Origin of the sequence: Sphingobacterium sp. BN32 (genome assembly GCF_030503615.1) — a bacterium.
In the GTDB taxonomy this organism is placed as follows: Bacteria; Bacteroidota; Bacteroidia; order Sphingobacteriales; family Sphingobacteriaceae; genus Sphingobacterium.
The window spans coordinates 2,992,446-3,011,986 of sequence record NZ_CP129963.1; the positions used below are offsets into that span (position 1 = coordinate 2,992,446).

Genomic DNA, 19,541 nt, shown 5'->3' on the forward strand with positions numbered 1-19,541 from the left:
CAAATTATTTTCAAAAATAATGTAGCGAAATTTTACGCCGATGGAATAATCAATGGGTATTGAAGCGTCTGCTCGCTCCAAAAACAGATCTAAATTTTTTCGACTTATCAAGAATTGTTAATGAAATTCTACTCTATTCACCTCCCTATTTGTTGATATTTACCTAAAAACCCAATTACAGGATAAAATAAATGCTATGCTATAAAAATTTACTAGGTTACTAAACAAAGAGTTACAAAAAAGGAGTAAAAAAAAGAGTAGAAAAGTCTTGACATGTATAGGTTTGGTTTCTATCTTTGTGGCTCAATAAAATCCTAACTGCGGAAGTGGCGTAATTGGTAGCCGCACCAGACTTAGGATCTGGCGCCGCGAGGCGTGGGGGTTCGAGTCCCTTCTTCCGCACTTGATATCCTCCCGTAAGTAATCTCTCGGGAGGATTTTTTTTTATTATTGCGAAAAGCTAAAAGAAGAGTATGAATATTTCACACCAAAACATTGACGACATCAACGCAAGTATCCAAGTGGAAATTGCTCCAGCGGATTACAACCCGCAAGTTGATAAAGCAATTAAAGACCAAGCAAAAAAAGCTAAATTACCAGGTTTCCGTCCAGGGATGGTGCCAGTAGGACATATCAAACGTATGTACGGTAAATCAATCTTATTTGATGAGATCAACAGAATGATCAATGATAAGATTGCAGAATACATTGGCGAGCAAAAATTAGAAGTACTCGGTCAGCCGCTACCTCTTGATGAAGATCAAGACGCAAAATACAACTGGGATTTCAACGATACATTCAATTTCAAATACGAAATTGGTTTAGCACCGGAATTTGAAGTTCCTTTCAACGCAGAAACTGAATTCACTGAATACGATATCAAAGCTGACGAGGCTACTTTAGCAGAACGTATCAAAAACTTACGTCGTAGCTACGGTAAAATGACCAACCCAGAAGTGTCTGAGGAAGGTGATGTATTATACGCTGCTTTGAAGCAAGATAAAGAAGAAGGAATCGAAAAAACTACTTCCGTTCGTACAGACATCATCGAGGATGCTAAGATCAAAAAATCTTTAGTAGGCTTGAAAAAAGATGATACCGTAAAAATCGACGTGAAGAAAGCTTTCAAAGTTGCTGACTTAGCGCGCATCTTGGGTATTACTGAAGATGAAGCGGAAGCTTTAGACGTTACAAAATTCGAATTGACGGTTAAAAACATCAACAGATTAGAAGAGTCTGATTTGAACCAAGAGTTCTTTGACAAACTTTTCCCTGCAGGTGAAGTAACAACAGAAGAGCAATTCAACGAAAAAGTAACTGAAGAGGTTGAAAACCTATTCAAACAAAACTCTGCACAAAAGTTACGTAACGATATGTACACTTTTGGTATGGATAAAGTGGATGCAAAATTCCCTGAGGAATTCTTGAAAAAGTGGTTAAAAGCAACTAACCCGAACTTAACTACAGAAGAAATCGAGGAAGGATTCGCAGATTTCATTAGCAACTTGAAATGGACGATTATTGAAAACAGAATCGTTACAGCAAACAACCTAGAAGTAAAATATGACGAAGTTGTTGAGTTAGCTAAAGAGCGTATCTACGCGCAAATCAAAATGTACAACATCAACGAAGAGCCAACTGACGAGCAATTACAACAATTCGCAATGCAGTTATTATCTGACAGAGAACAAGCAAACCGCTTATTCGAAGAGGTAAAAGCGCTTAAAGTATTCGATCAATTGAAATCAACTGTGAAGTTAAAATCTAAAAAGATTGATTTCGATAAATTCGAAAAACTAGACAAATAGAAGAATTAAGAATTAGTAATATTAAAAGGTTAACAGGCGACTGTTAACCTTTTTTTATACCTTCTAGAATACTTTCTTAAACCCCGTATTCAAACGTAAAGAGAATTCCGATTCCCTGTCCTCCCCAAATACATTGCCCGGCCCTACTTCAAAATTAAATACAAAGTTTTTACCCAGATTTCTGTTCATCCCCCAAACTGCTGAAGCAAATCCAATGTAGTTTTTCGAAAATCCCTGACGTTCCATTTTATAAGCTTCGGTTTTTACTTTTTCCGTGGTCCAGCCTTCCAAGCCATTGATCATCCGAAGTCCAAAATAATTCCCCGCATTGTTGTCCACATTCTTTCCTGCTTCTACACGTTTATCCATGTTATAATAAAATTTATAAGCCAGGCCAATATTCGGGGTCAGGTAAAGTTGAAAGCGCCGCTCTTTCTCTTCAATCCGCTCTTCGTTTATTTTGACCGAAGATTTTGAATAAGCGAAAATCAGACTAGCATCCATTCCCCCTGTAAACTCGAAGGTTGATTTTCTTGAAACTGGAGTTTCATAGAGATACCGAACTCCCGGAGTTACCGGTGAAAGCTCGATCGCGTGCTGTTTCTGCAAATGCGAAAGGTCGATTTGCGCAGATGCGAAATTAACCGACGCACAAATTGCACACAGCAAAGCAAAAATAGCCTTGCTGGTAAAAGTGTAGTTTTTTATCATATAAATTCAAGTATTTTCCAGAAAGTAAAGCTAAGAATCAATCTCACTTATTTCTCACAATAGAGATTAAATAATTGTTAATGAAGAAGAGGAGACTGCGAGCAATCATACCTCAATAAACACCCTTTCATACCCAATGTAAAGCCCATTCAGAAGGGGTTTGATTGGGGTTTGAAAGGGTTATGAAAGGGCTTTGTAAGGGGTTTGATCCATAGCAGGTAGATTTTTGTCTAGTAGTTAGTATTTAGTATAAAGACCTATAGCGGATATTTAATCGGGAAGGAAGTTTGTCTTGAACCAGGAAAGGAAGGATTTAAGGATTGGCAGGATCCTGTTGAAAGAAAAAAAGAAGTTCGTTTCTGAACCAGGAAAAAAAGGATGCAAGGATTGACAAGATCCTGCATATCCTTAAATCCTTCCTTTCCTGGTTCAAAGAAAAAAGATCCTGTATACCCTTGAAAATACCACCAAAACAGGACGCCAAAGGTCTAAATACTAACTACTAAATACTAACTACTAAATACTAACTACTATTTTAGAAAAATATATTATACCCTATCGACAACCGGCCATAAGGATATTCTCTACTGAAATCTTGGTATTTCTCGTCTTTGAAGTGGCCTTGCAAGTTAAAGTATCCTGAGCTTAAGTTTATCGACCAGCGCTTGTACAAACGTAGGCTGGCTTCGGTGTTTAAACCGTGCAGAACATAATAAGAATCATTACCGGATATCGTGAAGAACACGCCGCCATTGTAGTCTGCCGAGATCATCAGGAGGTTCAATAGGCTGAGCTCTCCACGGAAGCGGTAGGATGCACCCGGCCCGTAATTGTAGTTTCTGCTGGCGCCGTAAAGGAGATAAGGATCTGGAACCGCAGCTAATACGACCGCACCGGCACCGACGCTCAAGTTTAACCGATTGTTCTTCTTATAGCGGAACTCCGATACCCAATTATAGTTGACACTTTGTGCACCGTAGAAGAATGCATCGTTGTTGTAGAAATCATAATGTGCATTGAGGGTTCCGAAATGTTCCCCCTTTTGCGACTTAAAGAATTTGGCACCGTAAAGCAGCGCATGCACGTTTACGGCATTGATAAAAGAGCTGTCTCCATTTCCCAGTTCTAAGTTGACGGAGAATTGATCAAAAGGACGCTTATAATTGTGATCGCCATTGGAATAGCGGAAACGAAGGCGTCCGTAGAAAGCATTCTTTCCCTTGGTCAGGAAGTCGCCCTCCTTCGCGTCGAAACGGCGGATTCCCATGTCGACTTCGGCAGCAATAACGGAGGAGTCTACCAGAAAGTAGTCTTCTACACTTTTGCCCCATTTACCATCAAGCAAACGGTTTAAGCCATTCACAGGATTGACTATAGTCGCGACAACCTCATTTCCGATACGGTTATGATGATGCTTATTCCTTGCGAGGATATTTCGCGATACGCGATGCATCATCTCCCCTAAGAGGATACCCCCGAAGGTCGTGTTCACGAGGTCGTTGATCGAAGGATGTTGCGTTTCGCCGGCCGTTTCCCAGATGTAACTTCCCGCTACCGTCGCTATACTCGATTGATAGAAATTATAACCGTTACTACGGAAAGCGTTGAAATAAATCTGCCCGTGAAAGGGGTGATCGATCTGATTTGTCGTGAATTGATTATCATCCCAATCCCAAGCGCTGAAACGTTGATGGTCGATAAAATTTTTGAACGTGATATAGGAATAAGGGTCGCGTGTAATAAATCGATTGAAAGAAGCTGGTAATGCCTGCGCCAGAAACCACTCTGCCCCTGCCCTCCAGAACTTTTTCTCACGTTTGGGGTTCAGGTTCCAGGTTAAAGTATCCTTCATAAAAGCAGGATCCTTAAAATGGAGTGAGTCTTTGGGTTTGATCTCTAAGGAGTCCGATTGCGCCAAGCTGTATTGGCAGATTAAAAGTAAAACGATGAAGGTAAGCAGCGTATTTGTAAAGTTTCGCAATGGTACTAATGATTTAAAATATCTGCAAATTTAACCCTTTTCCATGAGAGTTATAGCTCCTGTCGTAGAAGATACTGTAGTATGACGATATCCCGCCACAACAAACCCTTGGAAAAGCAAACAGTTTGATACTTAAATGGTTTTAATTATATTTAATGATAACCAAAACGACACATAGCATGAAAAGAATTCTCTCAATCTTCGTTGTGATCTTACTTTCCACGAGCCTTTATGCGCAGGAAAAGCTAGCAACAAGCGGTGCCTATTTGGCAAAAGATGGTCAAACTAATCACTTGCTGTTATTGATCGATGGCTATGCCTCATTTATTAAATATGAAGACAATAAATACCTGTCGACTTGGGGTGGTCCGTACGCTGCAAGCGCTGACGGCATTACGGTAAAAGTAGAATACAGTGATGCTAACCCGGCAGAAGTAGGGTCTGATAAAAAGCTGAAAAGCAAAATAAACGGTCAAAATGCAAACATCGATGGGCTAGATTTCAAGAAGCAACCTGCGAAAAAGCAAGGCCTTGATGGTCTTTGGCGTATTACGGGTCGCCAGCAGGACAACAAAATGTCGAGCATAGCGCGCGGCGATCGTAAAACGATTAAATTACTTGTGGATGGTTACTTCCAATGGATCGCTATTAATCCGGCAGAAAAAGGATTCTATGGCACTGGCGGAGGTAAATACAGTTTCAACAACAAGGATTATGTCGAAGAGATACTATTCTTCTCGCGAGACAACAGCCGCGTTGGAGCGAAATTAACGTTTAAAGGAGAAGTGAAAAACAAGGATTGGCATCACTCGGGACTATCATCGAAGGGCGACCCGATCTATGAGGTTTGGTCTTTGGATGGTAGATAATACCTGATAGGCTTGAAGAAATTGCGCCAGTAAATGTTTTTTTACTGGCGCAAATATTTATATGCTATCCGAATAAATCGGAGCTGAGGTATCGATCTCCTCGATCGCAAACGATAAAGACGATGACGCCCTCTTCGATTTCATTGGCAACTTGCAAGGCAGCATGGAATGCTCCACCGGAGCTCATGCCGGCAAATACACCTTCCTGACGTGCTAGCTCCCTAGCCTTTTGGGTTGCATCGGCCTGCGCAATATCAATCACCCGGTCTACACGCGAGGCATCGAAGATCTTCGGTAGATATTCTTTTGGCCATCTGCGAATTCCGGGAATGGAAGATTCTTCCGTTGGTTGGCAACCTACAATCTGTATTTCCGGGTTTTGTTCTTTTAGAAACATCGAGCAGCCCATGATGGTACCTGTTGTTCCCATAGCACTTACGAAATGTGTAATCATGCCTTCTGTATCGCGCCAGATTTCCGGTGCAGTAGTCTTGATGTGCGCAGCATAGTTATCTGGATTGGCAAACTGATTCAGGATAAAATATTCGCCCGTTGCAGCCTTCTCCTCCGCATAATCGCGACAAATCTCCATGCTTTCCAATAAGGTTACTTTAGCACCGAATGCCTCCATCGTCAAGGTGCGCTCGCGCGTTGATGTGAAAGGCATCACCAATTCCATGGATAAACCAAACATGCTTGCGATCATAGCCAGAGCAATTCCGGTATTACCGCTTGTCGCTTCGATCAGCTTGGTATCCTTGTTAATTTCGCCGCGTTCCATTGCCGAGCGAATCATATTCAAGGCTGCGCGGTCCTTTACGGAGCCGCCAGGATTGTTTCCTTCTAGTTTGGCGTATATTTTAACCTTTGGGTTGTTGTGAAATCGAGTGATTTCGACCAATGGTGTATTTCCGATTGTTTCTATAATGTTTCCCATTATGCTAGCGGTTTAGAGTCGATAAATTTAGAATTAGGTTGATGATATACAGTCGTATAGGGTGCTACGCTGGCAGTGAGCCAGACATTACCACCGATGACAGAATGATGCCCCACGACAGTTTCTCCTCCGAGTATGGTCGCTCCGGCATAGATAATCACATGATCTTCAATGATTGGATGGCGCTGTGTATTGGATAAGCTCTTATCTACACTTAAGGCCCCAAGCGTTACGCCCTGATAAAGTTTCACGTGTTTCCCAATAATACAAGTCTCGCCGATTACAACACCTGTTCCGTGGTCAATATGCAAGTATTCATCAATACGCGCGCCCGGGTGTATGTCAATTCCTGTTTTGGAATGTGCATACTCGGTGAGGATGCGCGGTATCAAAGGGATGCCTTGAATCAATAACTCATGCGCAATACGGTAAATACAGATTGCCAGAAAACCAGGGTAAGTGCGTATCACTTCGTTTAAGCTTTTTGCTGCCGGGTCGCCGTCTAGGATTGCCTGCGCATCGGTCAGCATAATCTGATAGTTCTGTGGTAGCTTTTCAAAGAAAGTGGCGGCTACCTTCTTCACGTCGCATTCTGCACAGGCCTTTGTTTTGAGCAATAACTGGTATAACTCGGCTTCGGATACCTGAAAGGCAGCCTCTACATCGGCTTGCTCATGGTAGGTATGCGAATTGCGCTCCGGGAATAGCAGGTGCATCAGAGCAACTGCCCATTGCGCAATCTGTTTATTGCTGGGCATATCTTGAACGGCTTGTTGCTTTTGGAAGATATGCTCGTAAAAGTCTTTCATATTCATAAGTATGCGTTCTAATGCTAATTTAAGGTTTTATAGCACTAATTTTTCGAATAATTCTTGATGCGTTGTTGCAGCATCGATGCATAAGCCCGGGTGAACAGGCGAGCACTGGATAAGGGTGCTACGGTATGCTGTCAACCATCGGAAGCGCTCGGCTTGATCAAGCTGGGCTAATGTGCCACCATCTTTTGAACCTTGGCAAACCTGGCGCATCGAATGTAAATGGGCTTCAATTTGTTCATAGTCTATATCCTTCGCCAAGTGACAACATCGCTCCTGATCGACATGATACAAGATTTCCGCATAACGTTGTTTTCGGCAATACAGCAAAACGCCAATATTTAAAAATTCCTCTCTCTCCACACGAGGAACCAGCCTAACCACGGCATATTCGTATAAGGTTCTATCGTGCATGTTGGATTTGATTTACAAAAATTTCAGATTGCTCAGCGCGTCTAGCAATGAATTCGACATAGACTTCTCGTACTTCGGCAGCCGTTAGATTTCTAACATCGTCGATTAGCCACTCATCGGGAGTTGCTGAAAGCACCTTTGCAATGTTTGCGCGAGTAAACAAGCTTTTATATTCCTGATCGATCTTCTCCACTTCGGAGGCCTGCTTCAGCAATACATGATCTTTGATCTGTACAAAAGGCTTCCCGATCTGCTCCTCCCAATTGTCCCAGCTGTGGTGGAAGTACAATGCTGCTCCGTAGTCGATCATCCAAAGCTCTTTATGCCAAACGAGCATGTTGGTGTTCTTCGCCGTACGGTCTACATTCATCAGTAAAGCATCTAGCCATACAATCTTCGACGCTTCTTCGGCATCAATGGTATCAACGTTCGCATCAAAAGTAATAGAGCCATTGAGGAAATGTACGCCTAGATTCTTGCCTTCGGAGAATTTAAGAAGATCTTGGATCTCTTCATCCGGTTCGGTCCTTCCGAAGCCGACGTCCAAATGTGCAAACACCATCTCCGGGACGCGAAGCCCCAGGAAGCGCGCCAATTCGCCACCGATAAACTCAGCGACCAAGGCTTTCTTCCCCTGCCCTGCTCCACGGAATTTAATGACGTAGCTGAACCCGTCATCCGCATCGACCAAGCCCGGTAGAGAACCTCCTTCACGAAATGGCTGTATATAGCGGATAATATTTACTTCCCTAATTTCAGGACTCTTTATTTCCATTGTAGATAGTTTAAATTTGATAGGCTACTGAAAGTCTATTGCAAGCGTTTTTCCCTGCTCTATCTTCAAAGGTAGCGGAAAACAGCAAAAATTAGGAAGGAAACCTAAAAATGTACACTGGCTTGACCATAAGGTCTAGTTAATTCTCGTTATATTTGTGAAAATTAGCATCAAAAAAGTACTCAATATTATATGGATACCATCTCTGAATACAACCGTGTCATCGCTCAATGTCAAGATTTATTTATTAAGAAGACAAAAGATTATGGTACGGCATGGCGTATTATGCGTCTGACTTCGATTACTGATCAGCTTTATATCAAAGCGCAGCGCATCCGTACGCTGGAGGTGAAGAAGGTTTCTAAGGTGGGTGAAGGTATAATCGACGAATATATCGGTATCATCAATTACTGCATTATTGCGATGATGCAGTTAGAGCTTGGCGAGGATGGCGAGGATAATCTAGATCCCGCTTTTGTCGAAGCGAAGTACACGGAAAAGGTGAATCTGACACGTGATTTGATGCTAGCGAAGAATCATGACTATGGCGAGGCATGGCGCGATATGCGCGTTTCCTCATTAACGGATATGATCCTGACCAAGTTGCATCGTGTAAAACAGATTGAAGACAACAACGGCGAGACCTTAGTATCTGAGGGTCTGAACGCCAATTACCAAGATATGCTAAACTATGCGGTCTTCGCATTGATTAAATTAGGTTTGGCAGAAAAAGCAGAATAATGACTTATACAGGCAGTTTCAACACGCAAAAAAAAGAAAAACCAGCTTTATGGCTATGGATTCCTAGGCTTATTGTCGGGACTTTGTTCATCTTCTCAGGGCTTATAAAAGCAAACGATCCGCTCGGATTTGGATATAAACTTCAGGAGTATTTCCATGTTTTCGGCCTTAACTTCCTGAACGACTATGCGCATTGGATTGCAATTGCGCTATGTGCCTTAGAGATTATTCTTGGTGCATTGTTGATTCTGGGAATCGCCGGCAGGAAAGTCGCATGGGGCCTACTGCTATTGATAATCTTCTTTACTTTCCTTACGTTTTACTCGGCATTCTTTGAAGTAGTAAAATCCTGCGGTTGTTTTGGGGATGCTATCCCATTGACCCCTTGGGAGTCTTTCATAAAGGATATTGTCTTGCTGATTTTGATCATCCCAATTTTCATTTACAGAGACCGTATCAAGCCATTTATCAAAAGCTTGTTCACGCGTAATTTACTGACACTTTTTATTATTATCGCTTCCTTTGGAATCGGTATTTACACTTTATACTTCCTTCCGTTTATTGATTTCCTACCTTACAAGGAGGGAAATAACCTAGTTGAGCTTCGCAAGATTCCAGAGGGTGCAGAACCTGATGTTTATGAACATATCTATCAGTTGAAGAATAAGACGACTGGCGAGATCAAGAAAGTGACGGACAAAGAATATTTGGGCGAGAAGCTGTGGGAAGACGAGAATTTAGAGGTTATTGGCGATCCGGAAAGCAAGCTGATCAAGAAAGGCTTCGAATTGCCTATTCCAGATTTAATTATTACAGATATCGAAGGTACAGACCGTACGGAGGAAGTGATCAGCAACCCATACTTTAACTTTATCGTGGTGAGCAGAGATTTGACTAAGCTTTCACCATTTGATTTTAAGGCATTGGACCGCATCAATACGACGATTAGAGAACTTTCGGAGGATTATAATATTCGCGCCATCTTGGCGACCGCATCTTCGACAGAAGATGTGAACTACCTGAATGATCAGATGGATCTGGTATTGGAAACTTTCTATGTGGATGCTGTTCCCTTGAAGAGCATGGTTCGTTCGAATCCTGGCGTGATGTTGATGCTGAATGGCGTTGTGGTTAAGAAATGGTCGCAATACAATTTCCCATCAAAAGAAGAGCTGATTAAGAACTATTTCGACAAGATGCAATAATGGGTAAGCCGGTATTTTTAATTGGTTTTATGGGCAGCGGAAAGACGACCTGGGGCAAGAAGTTGTCGAACGCGCTACAGGTCCCATTCATTGATATGGACCATGTTATCGTGGAAAAGATCGGGATGAGCATTCCGGAATACTTTCAACAGCATGGTGAGGAAGCTTTTCGCAAAGTAGAGCAAACCGTGATGAAAGAGCAGGAAGGTCGCGCAGGCATCATCTCAACCGGTGGTGGTACTCCTTGTTATTTCGATAATATGGATTGGTTGCTGGCGAATGGTACTGTATTATATCTAAAGCATAGTCCGAAGTCCTTATGGAGTAGATTAAGTCAATCCGACGTTAATAAACGCCCCGCATTGAAAGGATTTACGGGTGAGGAACTCTTAGCCTTCATCGAAGAAAAACTCGATGAGCGCGCGCCCTATTACGACAGAGCACATATACATGTTGATCAGATCAACACCCCTTTAGAAAAGCTGATTGCAATTATAGAAGAATACCAAAAGAACGATGCGGAGTAGCATGAGTAAGATTATAGGTTTAGCCACATTACTTTTAATAGTTGCCACGGGCTGTTTCCGTGGAACAGCACCGGATAATGTTGAAATGTATCCGAAGGTTTCTCAACGTTTTAATATCAATAGCGTTGAGGAGTTTTACGACTTTCTAACCTATTCTGAGAATTCCTATCCATTGATCAGTGCGCATCGCGGTGGCGGCTTTCCAGACTATCCCGAGAACTGTATTGCATCTTTTGCGGAATTAGCAAGAGAAATGCCTGTAATTATCGAATGCGATGTGCGCATGACGAAAGACTCCGTGCTAGTGTTGATGCATGACGAGACGCTAAACCGTACATCAACAGGTAAGGGCAAAGTCATCAATAAAACCTACGCTGAGCTGAAGGATCTGAAGCTGAAAGATTCCGAAGGACAAGTTACGCGTTATGGTATTTCTACGCTGGAACAAGCGCTTATCTGGGGTAAGAATACAGTTCTTTATACGTTAGATGTAAAGAAAGAAGTTCCCTATGAATTAGTGGTGGATCTGATTCGCAAGACGCAGACCGAGACAAACACGATTATTATTACTTATTCGGCTAATCAGGCAGCGGTTGTTAATCGTCTGGCTCCCGACTTGATGATATCGGCCAGCATGAAGAAACCTGATGATTTAACACGCTTAAGTGATCTGGATATTCCCGATAATAGATTGGTTGCCTTCGTTGGCACCAGTGAACCCGATTCTAGTTTATACAGCGCGCTTCGTCTCCATGGTATCAAATCTATTTTGGGCACTATCGGCAACTTAGACCGTTCGGCAGAAAAAGCGGGCTATCAAGTTTATGCGGAATATGTCGATCGTGGTGCTGATATCCTTTCTACCGACCGTCCGTTTGAGGCGGCCAAAGCATTAGACTATTATATCAAGAAGCGGAATATCCGCTCTAAATATATCCAATAAGATGGCGATTGAGGTTGACAAGCTTACGAAACTTTACGGGAAGCAACGCGCATTAAACAACATTAGCTTCCAAACGAGCCATGGCCGTATCATTGGTTTCCTTGGTCCGAATGGCGCGGGTAAATCGACCTGCATGAAAATCTTGACGGGCATCCTGCCCTTCGAAGCCGGCTCCGTAAAGGTCTTAGGCATGGATGTGTCTAATCAGGCGCTTGCACTGAAGAGGAGAATAGGCTATCTCCCGGAAAATAATCCTTTATATCTTGATATGTATGTGCAGGAGGCACTGTCCTTTGAAGCTGATCTGCATAAGATTGCCAACAAGCAACAGCGCATTAAAGAAGTCATCGAACTTACCGGCTTACAAGCCGAACAGCATAAGAAAATACATCAGCTTTCTAAAGGCTATAAGCAACGCGTCGGATTGGCGATGGCGATTATCCATGACCCCGAAGTGCTGATCCTGGATGAACCGACTACCGGTTTAGATCCCAACCAGATTATTGAAATCCGCAATCTGATCAAAGCCTTAGGGAAAGAAAAAACCGTATTGCTTTCTACCCACATTATGCAAGAAGTAGAGGCTATCTGCGATGAGATTATCATTATCAATAAGGGTGAATTGAGGTTGCAGATTGCTAAGGCAGATCTTGCATCGCAATTCCCAAGCATGAGCATGGAAGATATCTTCGTGCAGCACAGCAACTAAGATTGTGGTTATTTCTCTACGCTTTAATTTTTAATATTTCTCTTCAGAATTCCTACATAATGTTACTGATAGTTTATTCGTTTACAGAATAAACAATAAATGTTTCCGCGATGTTATAATAATATCAGTAACCTGTCGTTTAATTTTGTTGTTTTTTAACAAATACCTAAACAATTTATCGGAATAACTGTTCATTATATAAACACAATAGCATATGAAAAATTTATTACTTACCCTAGCGCTATCCGTAGGCTGTTTAAGCTACAGCAATGCACAAGTTGAAATTGAAACTAGACCTCAAACATCAGCAGATGTTGGCATGCAACCTATTAAGAAAGGTAACTGGATGGTAGGTGGATCAGTGGGAAGTTTAGGTTATAGCTTTGAAGGAAAATCATTCAATATTAATGTAAACCCACGTGCTGGTTATTTTGTGACCGATGGCTTAGCAATCGGAGCTCAAGCAAACTTAGGCTTTACTTCTGTAAAAGATGCTGACAATGAATGGGGATATGGAATTTCACCATTTGTTCGTTACTACTTTCCAGGTGGTGCTTCCGCAACAGGTCGTTTCTTCGGACAAGGTGATATCGGTATCGGTGGATCTTCTGCAGGTAGCGACGTATCATTAAACCTTGGTGCTAATGTTGGTTATGCGCACTTTATCACGCAGACTGTAGCATTAGAAGCGATGTTCGGTTACAACTATTCAAAAGCAAACATCGACGCTGCGAATAAACAGTCAGGACTTGGTGTTTCTGTAGGTTTCCAAATCTACTTACCAGGAAAACGCTAAGAGCCAAAGACTAAAAGATTTAAGCGCGAGGGATATCATATTTCTCGCGCTTTTTCGTATGAAGTCAAGCGAAAGCGGGATACTTTTCTTCCCGAAACTGCCTATTCTCAACGGCCATCAAAAACTTTCAGGCATGTAGCTGTTTCAATGGGAAAATGAAAGTTTTGTTCACAACGGGTATTTTTCTAATTTAGATACCAAAATAAAAGACCCTTTGTATAGTATTTTCAAAAAAGAGATTGCAAATTATTTCAACGCCTATACAGGATACCTGGCGATTGCGCTGTTCCTGTTAATAACAGGCTTGTTATGTTGGATTTTCCCAGATACCGCTATTCTAGATGCAGGCTATGCAAATATGGATAGCTTTTTTAACCTTGCACCTTACGTATTGCTTTTTCTTATTCCTGCAATCTGTATGCGCAGTATTGCCGGAGAAAAGTCTGATGGTACATACGACTTACTGCTGAGCCGTCCGATATCGATTACCGAGCTTGTCTTAGGGAAGTTCTTCGGTGCATTGGTCATTCTTGTGCTAGCTATTGCACCTACGCTGGTGTATCCGGTTAGTCTCTACTTCCTAGCGAATCCTGTTGGCAATATTGACACAGGCGCTATTATTGGCTCCTATATAGGATTACTATTCCTGGGGATAGCCTTTATCGCGATCAGCATATTCAGCTCCAGTATCAGCAAGAATCCTATTGTGGCTTTCCTTATTGCAGTCTTTGGCTGTTTCTTTTTCTATTATGCTTTTGATGCTATCAGCGGCTTTTCGGCATTCTTTGCTTTCGAATATGGGATTAAACAGTTCGGCATTCAGGAACATTATTTCAATATCAGCCGCGGGGTCTTAACAGGTGCAGACTTGATCTATTTTATATCCCTTGCCTTTATCTTTATCGTCTTTACAATCGGCCATCTGAATCGCTTTTTCACAGCGACGCGGAAGACTATGAGCATGTACGCAGGAGCAATCGTATTGGTTTTAATTCTCAACCAGTCCTTTATTACTTCCCATCTAGGGCGTATAGACTTTACTGCGGATAAGCGATTTACCCTATCCGAAACCAGCAAGGACCTGGCAAAGTCATTGAAGAAAGATATACAGGTCACTATATTTCTGGATGGCGATCTTCCGAACGGCTTTTCTCGCTTGAAGAACAGCGCTGTGGAGATGCTGAACAATTTACGTGCTTACAACAGCGGAAGGATAAGCTTTAATGTGATCAATCCATTGGAGGGTACCGAAAAGGAAAGACAAGAGTTTAGCAATGCGCTTATACAGCGGGGATTATACCCTACGAACCTCAATGTCAAGAGCGACGGCGGAATGTCGCAAAAGGCAATCTTCCCTTGGGCTATCGTAGGCGATGGCGAACAGGAGATTGCTGTTAATCTATTGCAGACTAAGATGGGGGCTGCACCTGAGGATGTGCTGAATAACTCCGTTCAGAACTTAGAATATGCCTTTGCTAGCGCGTTGAAGAAGTTAAACAGTGGCGAGACGCCGTTTATCGGTTTTACCGAAGGACATGGCGAGCCTAGCGATCTGGAACTATATGACGCGATGCAATCGCTGATGTCTACCGGACAGGTAGGACGTGTGAACTTAGACTCCACGAACTATCAATCCTTGGATCAGCTATCCTTAATGATTGTAGCGAAGCCACAGCAAGCTTTCAGCGAAGCTGAGAAATATAAGATAGACTATTTTGTTAGAAACGGAGGTCGCATTATCTGGGCTATTGACCCGATAGATGCGAGTTTAGAGCATATCCGCCAATCCGGCAGCCAACCGCTCGTTACGCGACAGCTGAACCTGGAAGATCAGCTATTTACCTACGGCGTGCGGATCAACTATGACCTGATTGCCGATTTAAACTGCGGACAGATTCCAGTGACGGTAGGCAATATATCCGGACAGCCACAGATTGAGCTTGCGCCTTGGTACTTCTTCCCTATCCTCGTACCGACTAGCAAATCGACTTTGGTAAAAAACCTCGATGGCATCCGTACGGAATTTATCAGCACATTGGACACTATTGCTAGCCAAGGCATACGCAAAGAGATTATCTTAACTTCTTCACCGTTCAGCAGAGTGGTCACTCCACCTAGCCAAATCGGATTACAGTTATTGGACGAACAACCTGATCCTAATAAATTCAAGTCAAAGCCGCTTCCGGTTGCTGTCCTAATGGAAGGGAAATTCCCATACCTGTATGAGAACCGCCCTACTCCGGAAGGGATTGCGGAAGGAAAAGACTTAAGCCAGCTTTCCAAAGAGGCAAAGATGTTCGTTATTTCCGATGGCGACTGGTTGATTAATCAGGTGAACCAAGCGGATCAATCACCATTTCCTTTAGGCTGGGATCGATATATGCAGCAGCAATTTGCTAACAAAACGCTTTTGAATAATCTGGTAGACTATATGCTTTATGATGAGAGTCTGGTCGCTCTACGTGGTCGCGAAGTGAAATTAAGATTATTAGATCAAGCGAAAGTGAAATCAGATAAGGTGTTCTGGCAGGTCGTTAATGTGGGAGCTCCTATACTCCTATTATTCTTGTTCGCAGGCTCGCAGCAGTGGCTTCGCAGAAGAAAATACGGCAAACATTAAATAAAAAAAGAAGCTGTCCTTTTGGGGGACAGCTACCTCTTTGCAAAAATATAAACAAAAATAAAGTCTTTATGCTTTCTTCATGCTACCCGTTTCGTTGAAACGAATATGCCAGCTGAAAGCTTCCTCCAATAAATGAGGCGTATGTCCTCCTCTTTGACAAGCTCTATCAAAGTAAGACTGAAGTTCATCCTTATAATCCGGATGCACACAATTATCAATAATCTTTTGCGCACGTTCGCGCGGCGCTAGACCCCTTAAGTCTGCCAAACCTATATCCGTTACTAAGATGTCAACATCGTGCTCTGTATGGTCTGTATGAGACACCATCGGCAAGATATGAGAAATCTTGTTCTCTTTAGAAGCAGCTTGCGTTACGAAAATACTCAAGTATGCATTTCTAGCAAAGTCACCAGAACCACCAATACCGTTCATAATCTTCGTACCGCCGATATGGGTTGAATTCACATTTCCATAGATATCAAACTCAATCGCTGTATTGATCGCGATAATCCCTAAACGGCGAATAAGACCCGGCGTATTCGAGATGTTTTGCGGACGTAGTACAAACTTATCTCTATAGCGTTGTAAGTTTCCAAATACACGTTCATAGCAAGCCTGAGACACTGTTACGGAAGATGCCGACGCAAAGCTTAGCTTTCCAGCATCAATCAAGTCAAATGTACTGTCCTGCAACACTTCTGAGAACATCGTCAGATCGTAGAAGTTACTGTGCTTGAAACCTGTCAATACCGCATTCGCTACTTTACCAATACCTGCTTGGATAGGTAATAAACGATCTGTTAAGTGCCCTAGACGAACCTCTTCTTCAAAGAACTCCAGAATATGTTTCGCAATCGCCGAAGTTTTCGCATCAGGCTCAGCGATATCCGCCGGGCTATCATGCTTGTCCGTGAATACGATCGCAGCTACTTTATCCGGATTCAATGGGATAGTCTTGCGTCCGATCTTGTTCCATGGCGCAACGATAGGAATCACATTACGATGTGGGTAATCTTCCGCCTGATAGATATCATGGATACCATATACATCTTCAGGAATAGAAGTATTGACCTCCAGGATCACTTTCTTTGCTAAAGATGCAAAGGTTACGGAATTACCAACCGATGTGGTTGGGATGATGCTACCATCTCTGTCGATATATGCGACCTCGATAACAGCGATATCCACATCCGGAAGGTTTTTATTGTGCAATAACTCTGCACTTTCACTAAGGTGTTGATCGATAAACAAAACCTCACCTGAGTTAATCTTGCTACGAAGTACAGGATCTACTTGAAAGGGCATGCGTTTCTTTAAAGCACCTGCTTCCGCTAACTTACCATCTGTACCATGACCTAAAGACGCACCGGTCATTAGGGTAATCTTTATATTTTCAGTCTTTGCTCGTTCTGCTAATGCAGGAAGAACGACCTTACTATCTCCAGCTTTCGTGAAACCGCTCGATCCGACAACCATGCCGTCCTCAATTAATTTCACAGCCTCTTCGGCCGTAGTAACTTTGTCTTTTAGTCTTTCTAAACGAATTCTTTCTAACATTTCTTTACAATTAGACGCCCATTGTCAGGGCGTGGCAATATTAATCAATATTTTATTTTTAAAATTATCCATAATAGACAGTTAATTATTTGGTTTACAAAAAAAGTAACCAATTACTAACCAGTAAAACAGAACACATAAAACCACAGTAAAACCCTAATAAACAAACGATTATTAACATAGGTAATTAGAACGCGGAAGCTTTACGGAGTAAATATACGAAGGAAATCAGGATATGTTCATGACGCAAATCATAAAATTAAGTAGGTTTATACTCACATTTAAGGGCTTACACATTGCATCTTTTGCATATATCAATAAAAAACTTGAAATTTATATTTCATAAATACATTTCCCTGGATGCATAAAGAATATGTTGACAAATATTACTTGACAGAAGTAGACACCTTTGACCATAGCATCTACTGTCATCATGCCGTAATGGGCGAACACCACGTTACGGAACATTACCACAAAAAAGGACAATTTCTATACACTGAGGGTGGTGTCGTATTCTTAAAAACTCCTGACAAATCGTACTTTCTCCCAGCACGCCATTATATCTGGATTCCTGCCGGTGTTAAACATAGCATACACCCCAGCGGGCCGCAGGTCGTGATGAGAAACTTATATTTCCCTACTTTCGAAACAGACACAGCTTTCTTCGAGAAGATCAATATCTACCCGGTTAGCGACTTACTGAACGAACTGATCATGTTTACGAACCGATGGAATGGCAATATCTTCCCGGAAGAAGAACCTAAGTTTTCAATAGCCAAGGCTTTCAAATTGATACTACCGGAGATCTCACCAGCAGAACTCCCACTAGCTCTTCCCTATCCGAAAAACGACAAGCTTAAGCAGATCGTCAATTACCTCGAGCAGAACATCTCCGAGAACATTAGTTTCAAGTCCCTAGCAGAGAATTTCGATATCAGCGAACGTACGCTTGCGCGATTGTTCCAAAAGGAACTCAACATGTCATACATCCAGTACTTTACCATACTGCGTATGTTGACCTCGCTAAAACTATTGTTAGACGAAAAACTGAGTGTCAATGAAGTGGCGTTGCGCGTAGGTTATAACAGTCTACCGACTTTCAGTAATACCTTTAATAAGGTTATCGGCGTACGCCCGAGCGAATATGTAAAAAACAGAAACTTACTATTATAATCCCGAATAAACATGAAGTTAAGATCCCTAACCCTAGGCTTAGCATTGGGGCTACTATGCGCATGCGGAAGCCAAGCGCAGGTCAGCAACAAGGCAGTCAAAACCCCCAAAGCGATACAGTTATTCAACGGAAAAGACATGAAAAACTGGACGCCGAAAATAAGATTGCATGAAGTTGGAGATAACTATGCCAATACCTTCCGTGTCGAAGACGGTCTATTGAAAGTTAGATACGACGGATACGATAATTTCAATCAACAGTACGGTCACCTTGCATATAATAAGCCTTTCAGCTATTATGTATTACGCGTAGAGTATCGTTTCGTAGACGAGCAAACAAAAGGCGGCGAAGGCTGGGCATGGCGTAACAGTGGCGCGATGCTGCACGGGCAGGATCCGAAAACCATGTTGAAAGATCAGGACTTCCCAATCTCTATCGAAGGACAATTATTAGGTGGCGACGGCAAGAACGAAAGAACAAACTCCAACCTCTGTACTCCCGGAACCAACGTCGTCATCAAAGAAAAGCTATTTACCCCACATTGTCTGAGCTCCACCTCAAAGACCTACCATGGCGACCAATGGGTAACTGCCGAGTTTGTGGTATTAGGCGACTCCTTAATCCAACACATATTAGATGGCCAAGTCGTATTAGAATACAACAAACCACAGATCGGTGGCAAGAATGTCGACAACTACGACCCCAAACAAAAAATCGACGGCAAATTGCTCGACAGCGGATTTATCTACCTTCAGAGCGAAAGTCACCCTATCGATTTCCGAAAAGTAGAATTATTTGATCTAAGTAATTATAAGGGGGATAAAGCAAAGCTGGATGCAGCAGTGAAGAAAGTGCTGGGAAATTAGATTTTAGATATTAGACGTTAGACAATTAGAGTAGGGAGCCGATTAGGCTCCTTTTTTTTGTTGTCTTGAACCGGGAAAGGAAGGATAGTA

18 protein-coding genes and 1 tRNA gene are annotated in these 19,541 nt (G+C 42.3%); 12 read left to right on the plus strand and 7 right to left on the minus strand.

Annotation, left to right across the window (positions count from 1 at the left end; genetic code table 11):
- Positions 1-320 precede the first annotated feature (320 nt).
- Positions 321-402 (plus strand) — tRNA-Leu (locus QYC40_RS12640).
- A gap of 71 nt (positions 403-473) precedes the next feature.
- Positions 474-1,808 carry a trigger factor gene (locus QYC40_RS12645; RefSeq protein WP_301990523.1) on the plus strand — a complete coding sequence of 445 codons (1,335 nt, stop codon included), beginning with the start codon at positions 474-476 and terminating at the stop codon, positions 1,806-1,808.
- A gap of 63 nt (positions 1,809-1,871) precedes the next feature.
- Here QYC40_RS12645 and QYC40_RS12650 read toward each other — a convergent pair whose 3' ends face one another.
- Positions 1,872-2,519 (minus strand): hypothetical protein, encoded by a 648-nt coding sequence (locus tag QYC40_RS12650; protein WP_301990524.1) that lies wholly within the window; start codon positions 2,517-2,519, stop codon positions 1,872-1,874.
- Positions 2,520-3,054: 535 nt separating this feature from the next.
- Complete coding sequence (locus QYC40_RS12655) at positions 3,055-4,500, minus strand: DUF3943 domain-containing protein (protein ID WP_301990525.1); 1,446 nt, start codon at positions 4,498-4,500, stop codon at positions 3,055-3,057.
- A 179-nt stretch (positions 4,501-4,679) separates the two neighbouring features.
- Here QYC40_RS12655 and QYC40_RS12660 point away from each other — a divergent pair, with 179 nt between their 5' ends.
- Complete coding sequence (locus QYC40_RS12660) at positions 4,680-5,369, plus strand: hypothetical protein (RefSeq protein WP_301990526.1); 690 nt, start codon at positions 4,680-4,682, stop codon at positions 5,367-5,369.
- Between the two features lie 64 nt (positions 5,370-5,433).
- On the opposite strand, the gene cysM is transcribed toward QYC40_RS12660, so the two are convergent.
- Genes cysM through QYC40_RS12680 form a run of 4 tightly spaced genes read right to left on the minus strand, consistent with a single transcriptional unit; the run spans position 5,434 to position 8,310 of the window.
- Complete coding sequence (cysM, locus tag QYC40_RS12665; RefSeq protein WP_301990527.1) at positions 5,434-6,306, minus strand: cysteine synthase CysM; 873 nt, start codon at positions 6,304-6,306, stop codon at positions 5,434-5,436.
- Positions 6,306-7,121, minus strand: a complete 816-nt coding sequence (locus QYC40_RS12670) for a serine O-acetyltransferase (RefSeq protein ID WP_301990528.1) — start codon at positions 7,119-7,121, stop codon at positions 6,306-6,308. Before QYC40_RS12670 ends, cysM begins: the two co-directional genes overlap by 1 nt.
- Before the next feature lie 30 nt (positions 7,122-7,151).
- The gene (locus tag QYC40_RS12675) at positions 7,152-7,535 is read right to left on the minus strand and encodes a DUF3037 domain-containing protein (RefSeq protein ID WP_301990529.1); all 384 of its coding nucleotides are present in this window, start codon (positions 7,533-7,535) and stop codon (positions 7,152-7,154) included.
- The gene (locus tag QYC40_RS12680) at positions 7,525-8,310 is read right to left on the minus strand and encodes a HipA family kinase (RefSeq protein ID WP_301990530.1); all 786 of its coding nucleotides are present in this window, start codon (positions 8,308-8,310) and stop codon (positions 7,525-7,527) included. The genes QYC40_RS12675 and QYC40_RS12680 overlap by 11 nt, the downstream gene beginning before the upstream one ends.
- A gap of 192 nt (positions 8,311-8,502) precedes the next feature.
- Between QYC40_RS12680 and QYC40_RS12685 the strand changes: the two genes are divergently transcribed.
- From QYC40_RS12685 to gldG, 7 genes are all read left to right on the plus strand, one after another.
- Positions 8,503-9,051: a DUF1599 domain-containing protein gene (locus tag QYC40_RS12685; protein WP_301990531.1), complete on the plus strand. Its 549-nt coding sequence runs from the start codon at positions 8,503-8,505 to the stop codon at positions 9,049-9,051.
- Positions 9,051-10,256 (plus strand): BT_3928 family protein, encoded by a 1,206-nt coding sequence (locus QYC40_RS12690; RefSeq protein WP_301990532.1) that lies wholly within the window; start codon positions 9,051-9,053, stop codon positions 10,254-10,256. The genes QYC40_RS12685 and QYC40_RS12690 overlap by 1 nt, the downstream gene beginning before the upstream one ends.
- Positions 10,256-10,783 carry a shikimate kinase gene (locus QYC40_RS12695; protein WP_301990533.1) on the plus strand — a complete coding sequence of 176 codons (528 nt, stop codon included), beginning with the start codon at positions 10,256-10,258 and terminating at the stop codon, positions 10,781-10,783. Before QYC40_RS12690 ends, QYC40_RS12695 begins: the two co-directional genes overlap by 1 nt.
- Before the next feature lies 1 nt (position 10,784).
- A complete protein-coding gene (locus QYC40_RS12700) occupies positions 10,785-11,726 on the plus strand; it encodes a glycerophosphodiester phosphodiesterase family protein (protein ID WP_301990534.1) in 942 nt (313 codons plus the stop codon).
- Between the two features lies 1 nt (position 11,727).
- Entirely contained in the window at positions 11,728-12,435 is a 708-nt protein-coding gene (locus tag QYC40_RS12705) for an ATP-binding cassette domain-containing protein (RefSeq protein WP_301990535.1), read from the plus strand.
- 214 nt (positions 12,436-12,649) lie between these two features.
- On the plus strand, positions 12,650-13,231 hold the full coding sequence (locus QYC40_RS12710) for a hypothetical protein (protein WP_301990536.1): 582 nt from the start codon (positions 12,650-12,652) through the stop codon (positions 13,229-13,231).
- Between the two features lie 214 nt (positions 13,232-13,445).
- Positions 13,446-15,851, plus strand: a complete 2,406-nt coding sequence (gldG, locus tag QYC40_RS12715; protein ID WP_301990537.1) for a gliding motility-associated ABC transporter substrate-binding protein GldG — start codon at positions 13,446-13,448, stop codon at positions 15,849-15,851.
- A gap of 69 nt (positions 15,852-15,920) precedes the next feature.
- Here the strand turns inward: gldG and QYC40_RS12720 are convergent, their stop codons facing one another.
- Positions 15,921-17,411, minus strand: coding sequence for a succinate CoA transferase (locus QYC40_RS12720; protein WP_301990538.1), 1,491 nt, complete (start codon positions 17,409-17,411; stop codon positions 15,921-15,923).
- Between the two features lie 360 nt (positions 17,412-17,771).
- On the opposite strand from QYC40_RS12720, the gene QYC40_RS12725 reads away from it, so the two are divergent.
- Both QYC40_RS12725 and QYC40_RS12730 read left to right on the plus strand, forming a co-directional pair.
- Positions 17,772-18,584 (plus strand): AraC family transcriptional regulator, encoded by an 813-nt coding sequence (locus QYC40_RS12725; RefSeq protein WP_301990539.1) that lies wholly within the window; start codon positions 17,772-17,774, stop codon positions 18,582-18,584.
- Between the two features lie 12 nt (positions 18,585-18,596).
- Positions 18,597-19,451 (plus strand): DUF1080 domain-containing protein, encoded by an 855-nt coding sequence (locus QYC40_RS12730; RefSeq protein ID WP_301990540.1) that lies wholly within the window; start codon positions 18,597-18,599, stop codon positions 19,449-19,451.
- Positions 19,452-19,541 lie beyond the last annotated feature (90 nt).

Coding starts and splice junctions, on each gene's coding strand:
- QYC40_RS12645 (WP_301990523.1), top strand. CDS start 474: ATGAATATTTCACACCAAAACATTGACGACATCAACGCAAGTATCCAA.
- QYC40_RS12650 (WP_301990524.1), bottom strand. CDS start 2,519: ATGATAAAAAACTACACTTTTACCAGCAAGGCTATTTTTGCTTTGCTG.
- QYC40_RS12660 (WP_301990526.1), top strand. CDS start 4,680: ATGAAAAGAATTCTCTCAATCTTCGTTGTGATCTTACTTTCCACGAGC.
- cysM (WP_301990527.1), bottom strand. CDS start 6,306: ATGGGAAACATTATAGAAACAATCGGAAATACACCATTGGTCGAAATC.
- QYC40_RS12670 (WP_301990528.1), bottom strand. CDS start 7,121: ATGAATATGAAAGACTTTTACGAGCATATCTTCCAAAAGCAACAAGCC.
- QYC40_RS12675 (WP_301990529.1), bottom strand. CDS start 7,535: ATGCACGATAGAACCTTATACGAATATGCCGTGGTTAGGCTGGTTCCT.
- QYC40_RS12680 (WP_301990530.1), bottom strand. CDS start 8,310: ATGGAAATAAAGAGTCCTGAAATTAGGGAAGTAAATATTATCCGCTAT.
- QYC40_RS12685 (WP_301990531.1), top strand. CDS start 8,503: ATGGATACCATCTCTGAATACAACCGTGTCATCGCTCAATGTCAAGAT.
- QYC40_RS12690 (WP_301990532.1), top strand. CDS start 9,051: ATGACTTATACAGGCAGTTTCAACACGCAAAAAAAAGAAAAACCAGCT.
- QYC40_RS12695 (WP_301990533.1), top strand. CDS start 10,256: ATGGGTAAGCCGGTATTTTTAATTGGTTTTATGGGCAGCGGAAAGACG.
- QYC40_RS12700 (WP_301990534.1), top strand. CDS start 10,785: ATGAGTAAGATTATAGGTTTAGCCACATTACTTTTAATAGTTGCCACG.
- QYC40_RS12705 (WP_301990535.1), top strand. CDS start 11,728: ATGGCGATTGAGGTTGACAAGCTTACGAAACTTTACGGGAAGCAACGC.
- QYC40_RS12710 (WP_301990536.1), top strand. CDS start 12,650: ATGAAAAATTTATTACTTACCCTAGCGCTATCCGTAGGCTGTTTAAGC.
- QYC40_RS12720 (WP_301990538.1), bottom strand. CDS start 17,411: ATGTTAGAAAGAATTCGTTTAGAAAGACTAAAAGACAAAGTTACTACG.
- QYC40_RS12725 (WP_301990539.1), top strand. CDS start 17,772: ATGCATAAAGAATATGTTGACAAATATTACTTGACAGAAGTAGACACC.
- QYC40_RS12730 (WP_301990540.1), top strand. CDS start 18,597: ATGAAGTTAAGATCCCTAACCCTAGGCTTAGCATTGGGGCTACTATGC.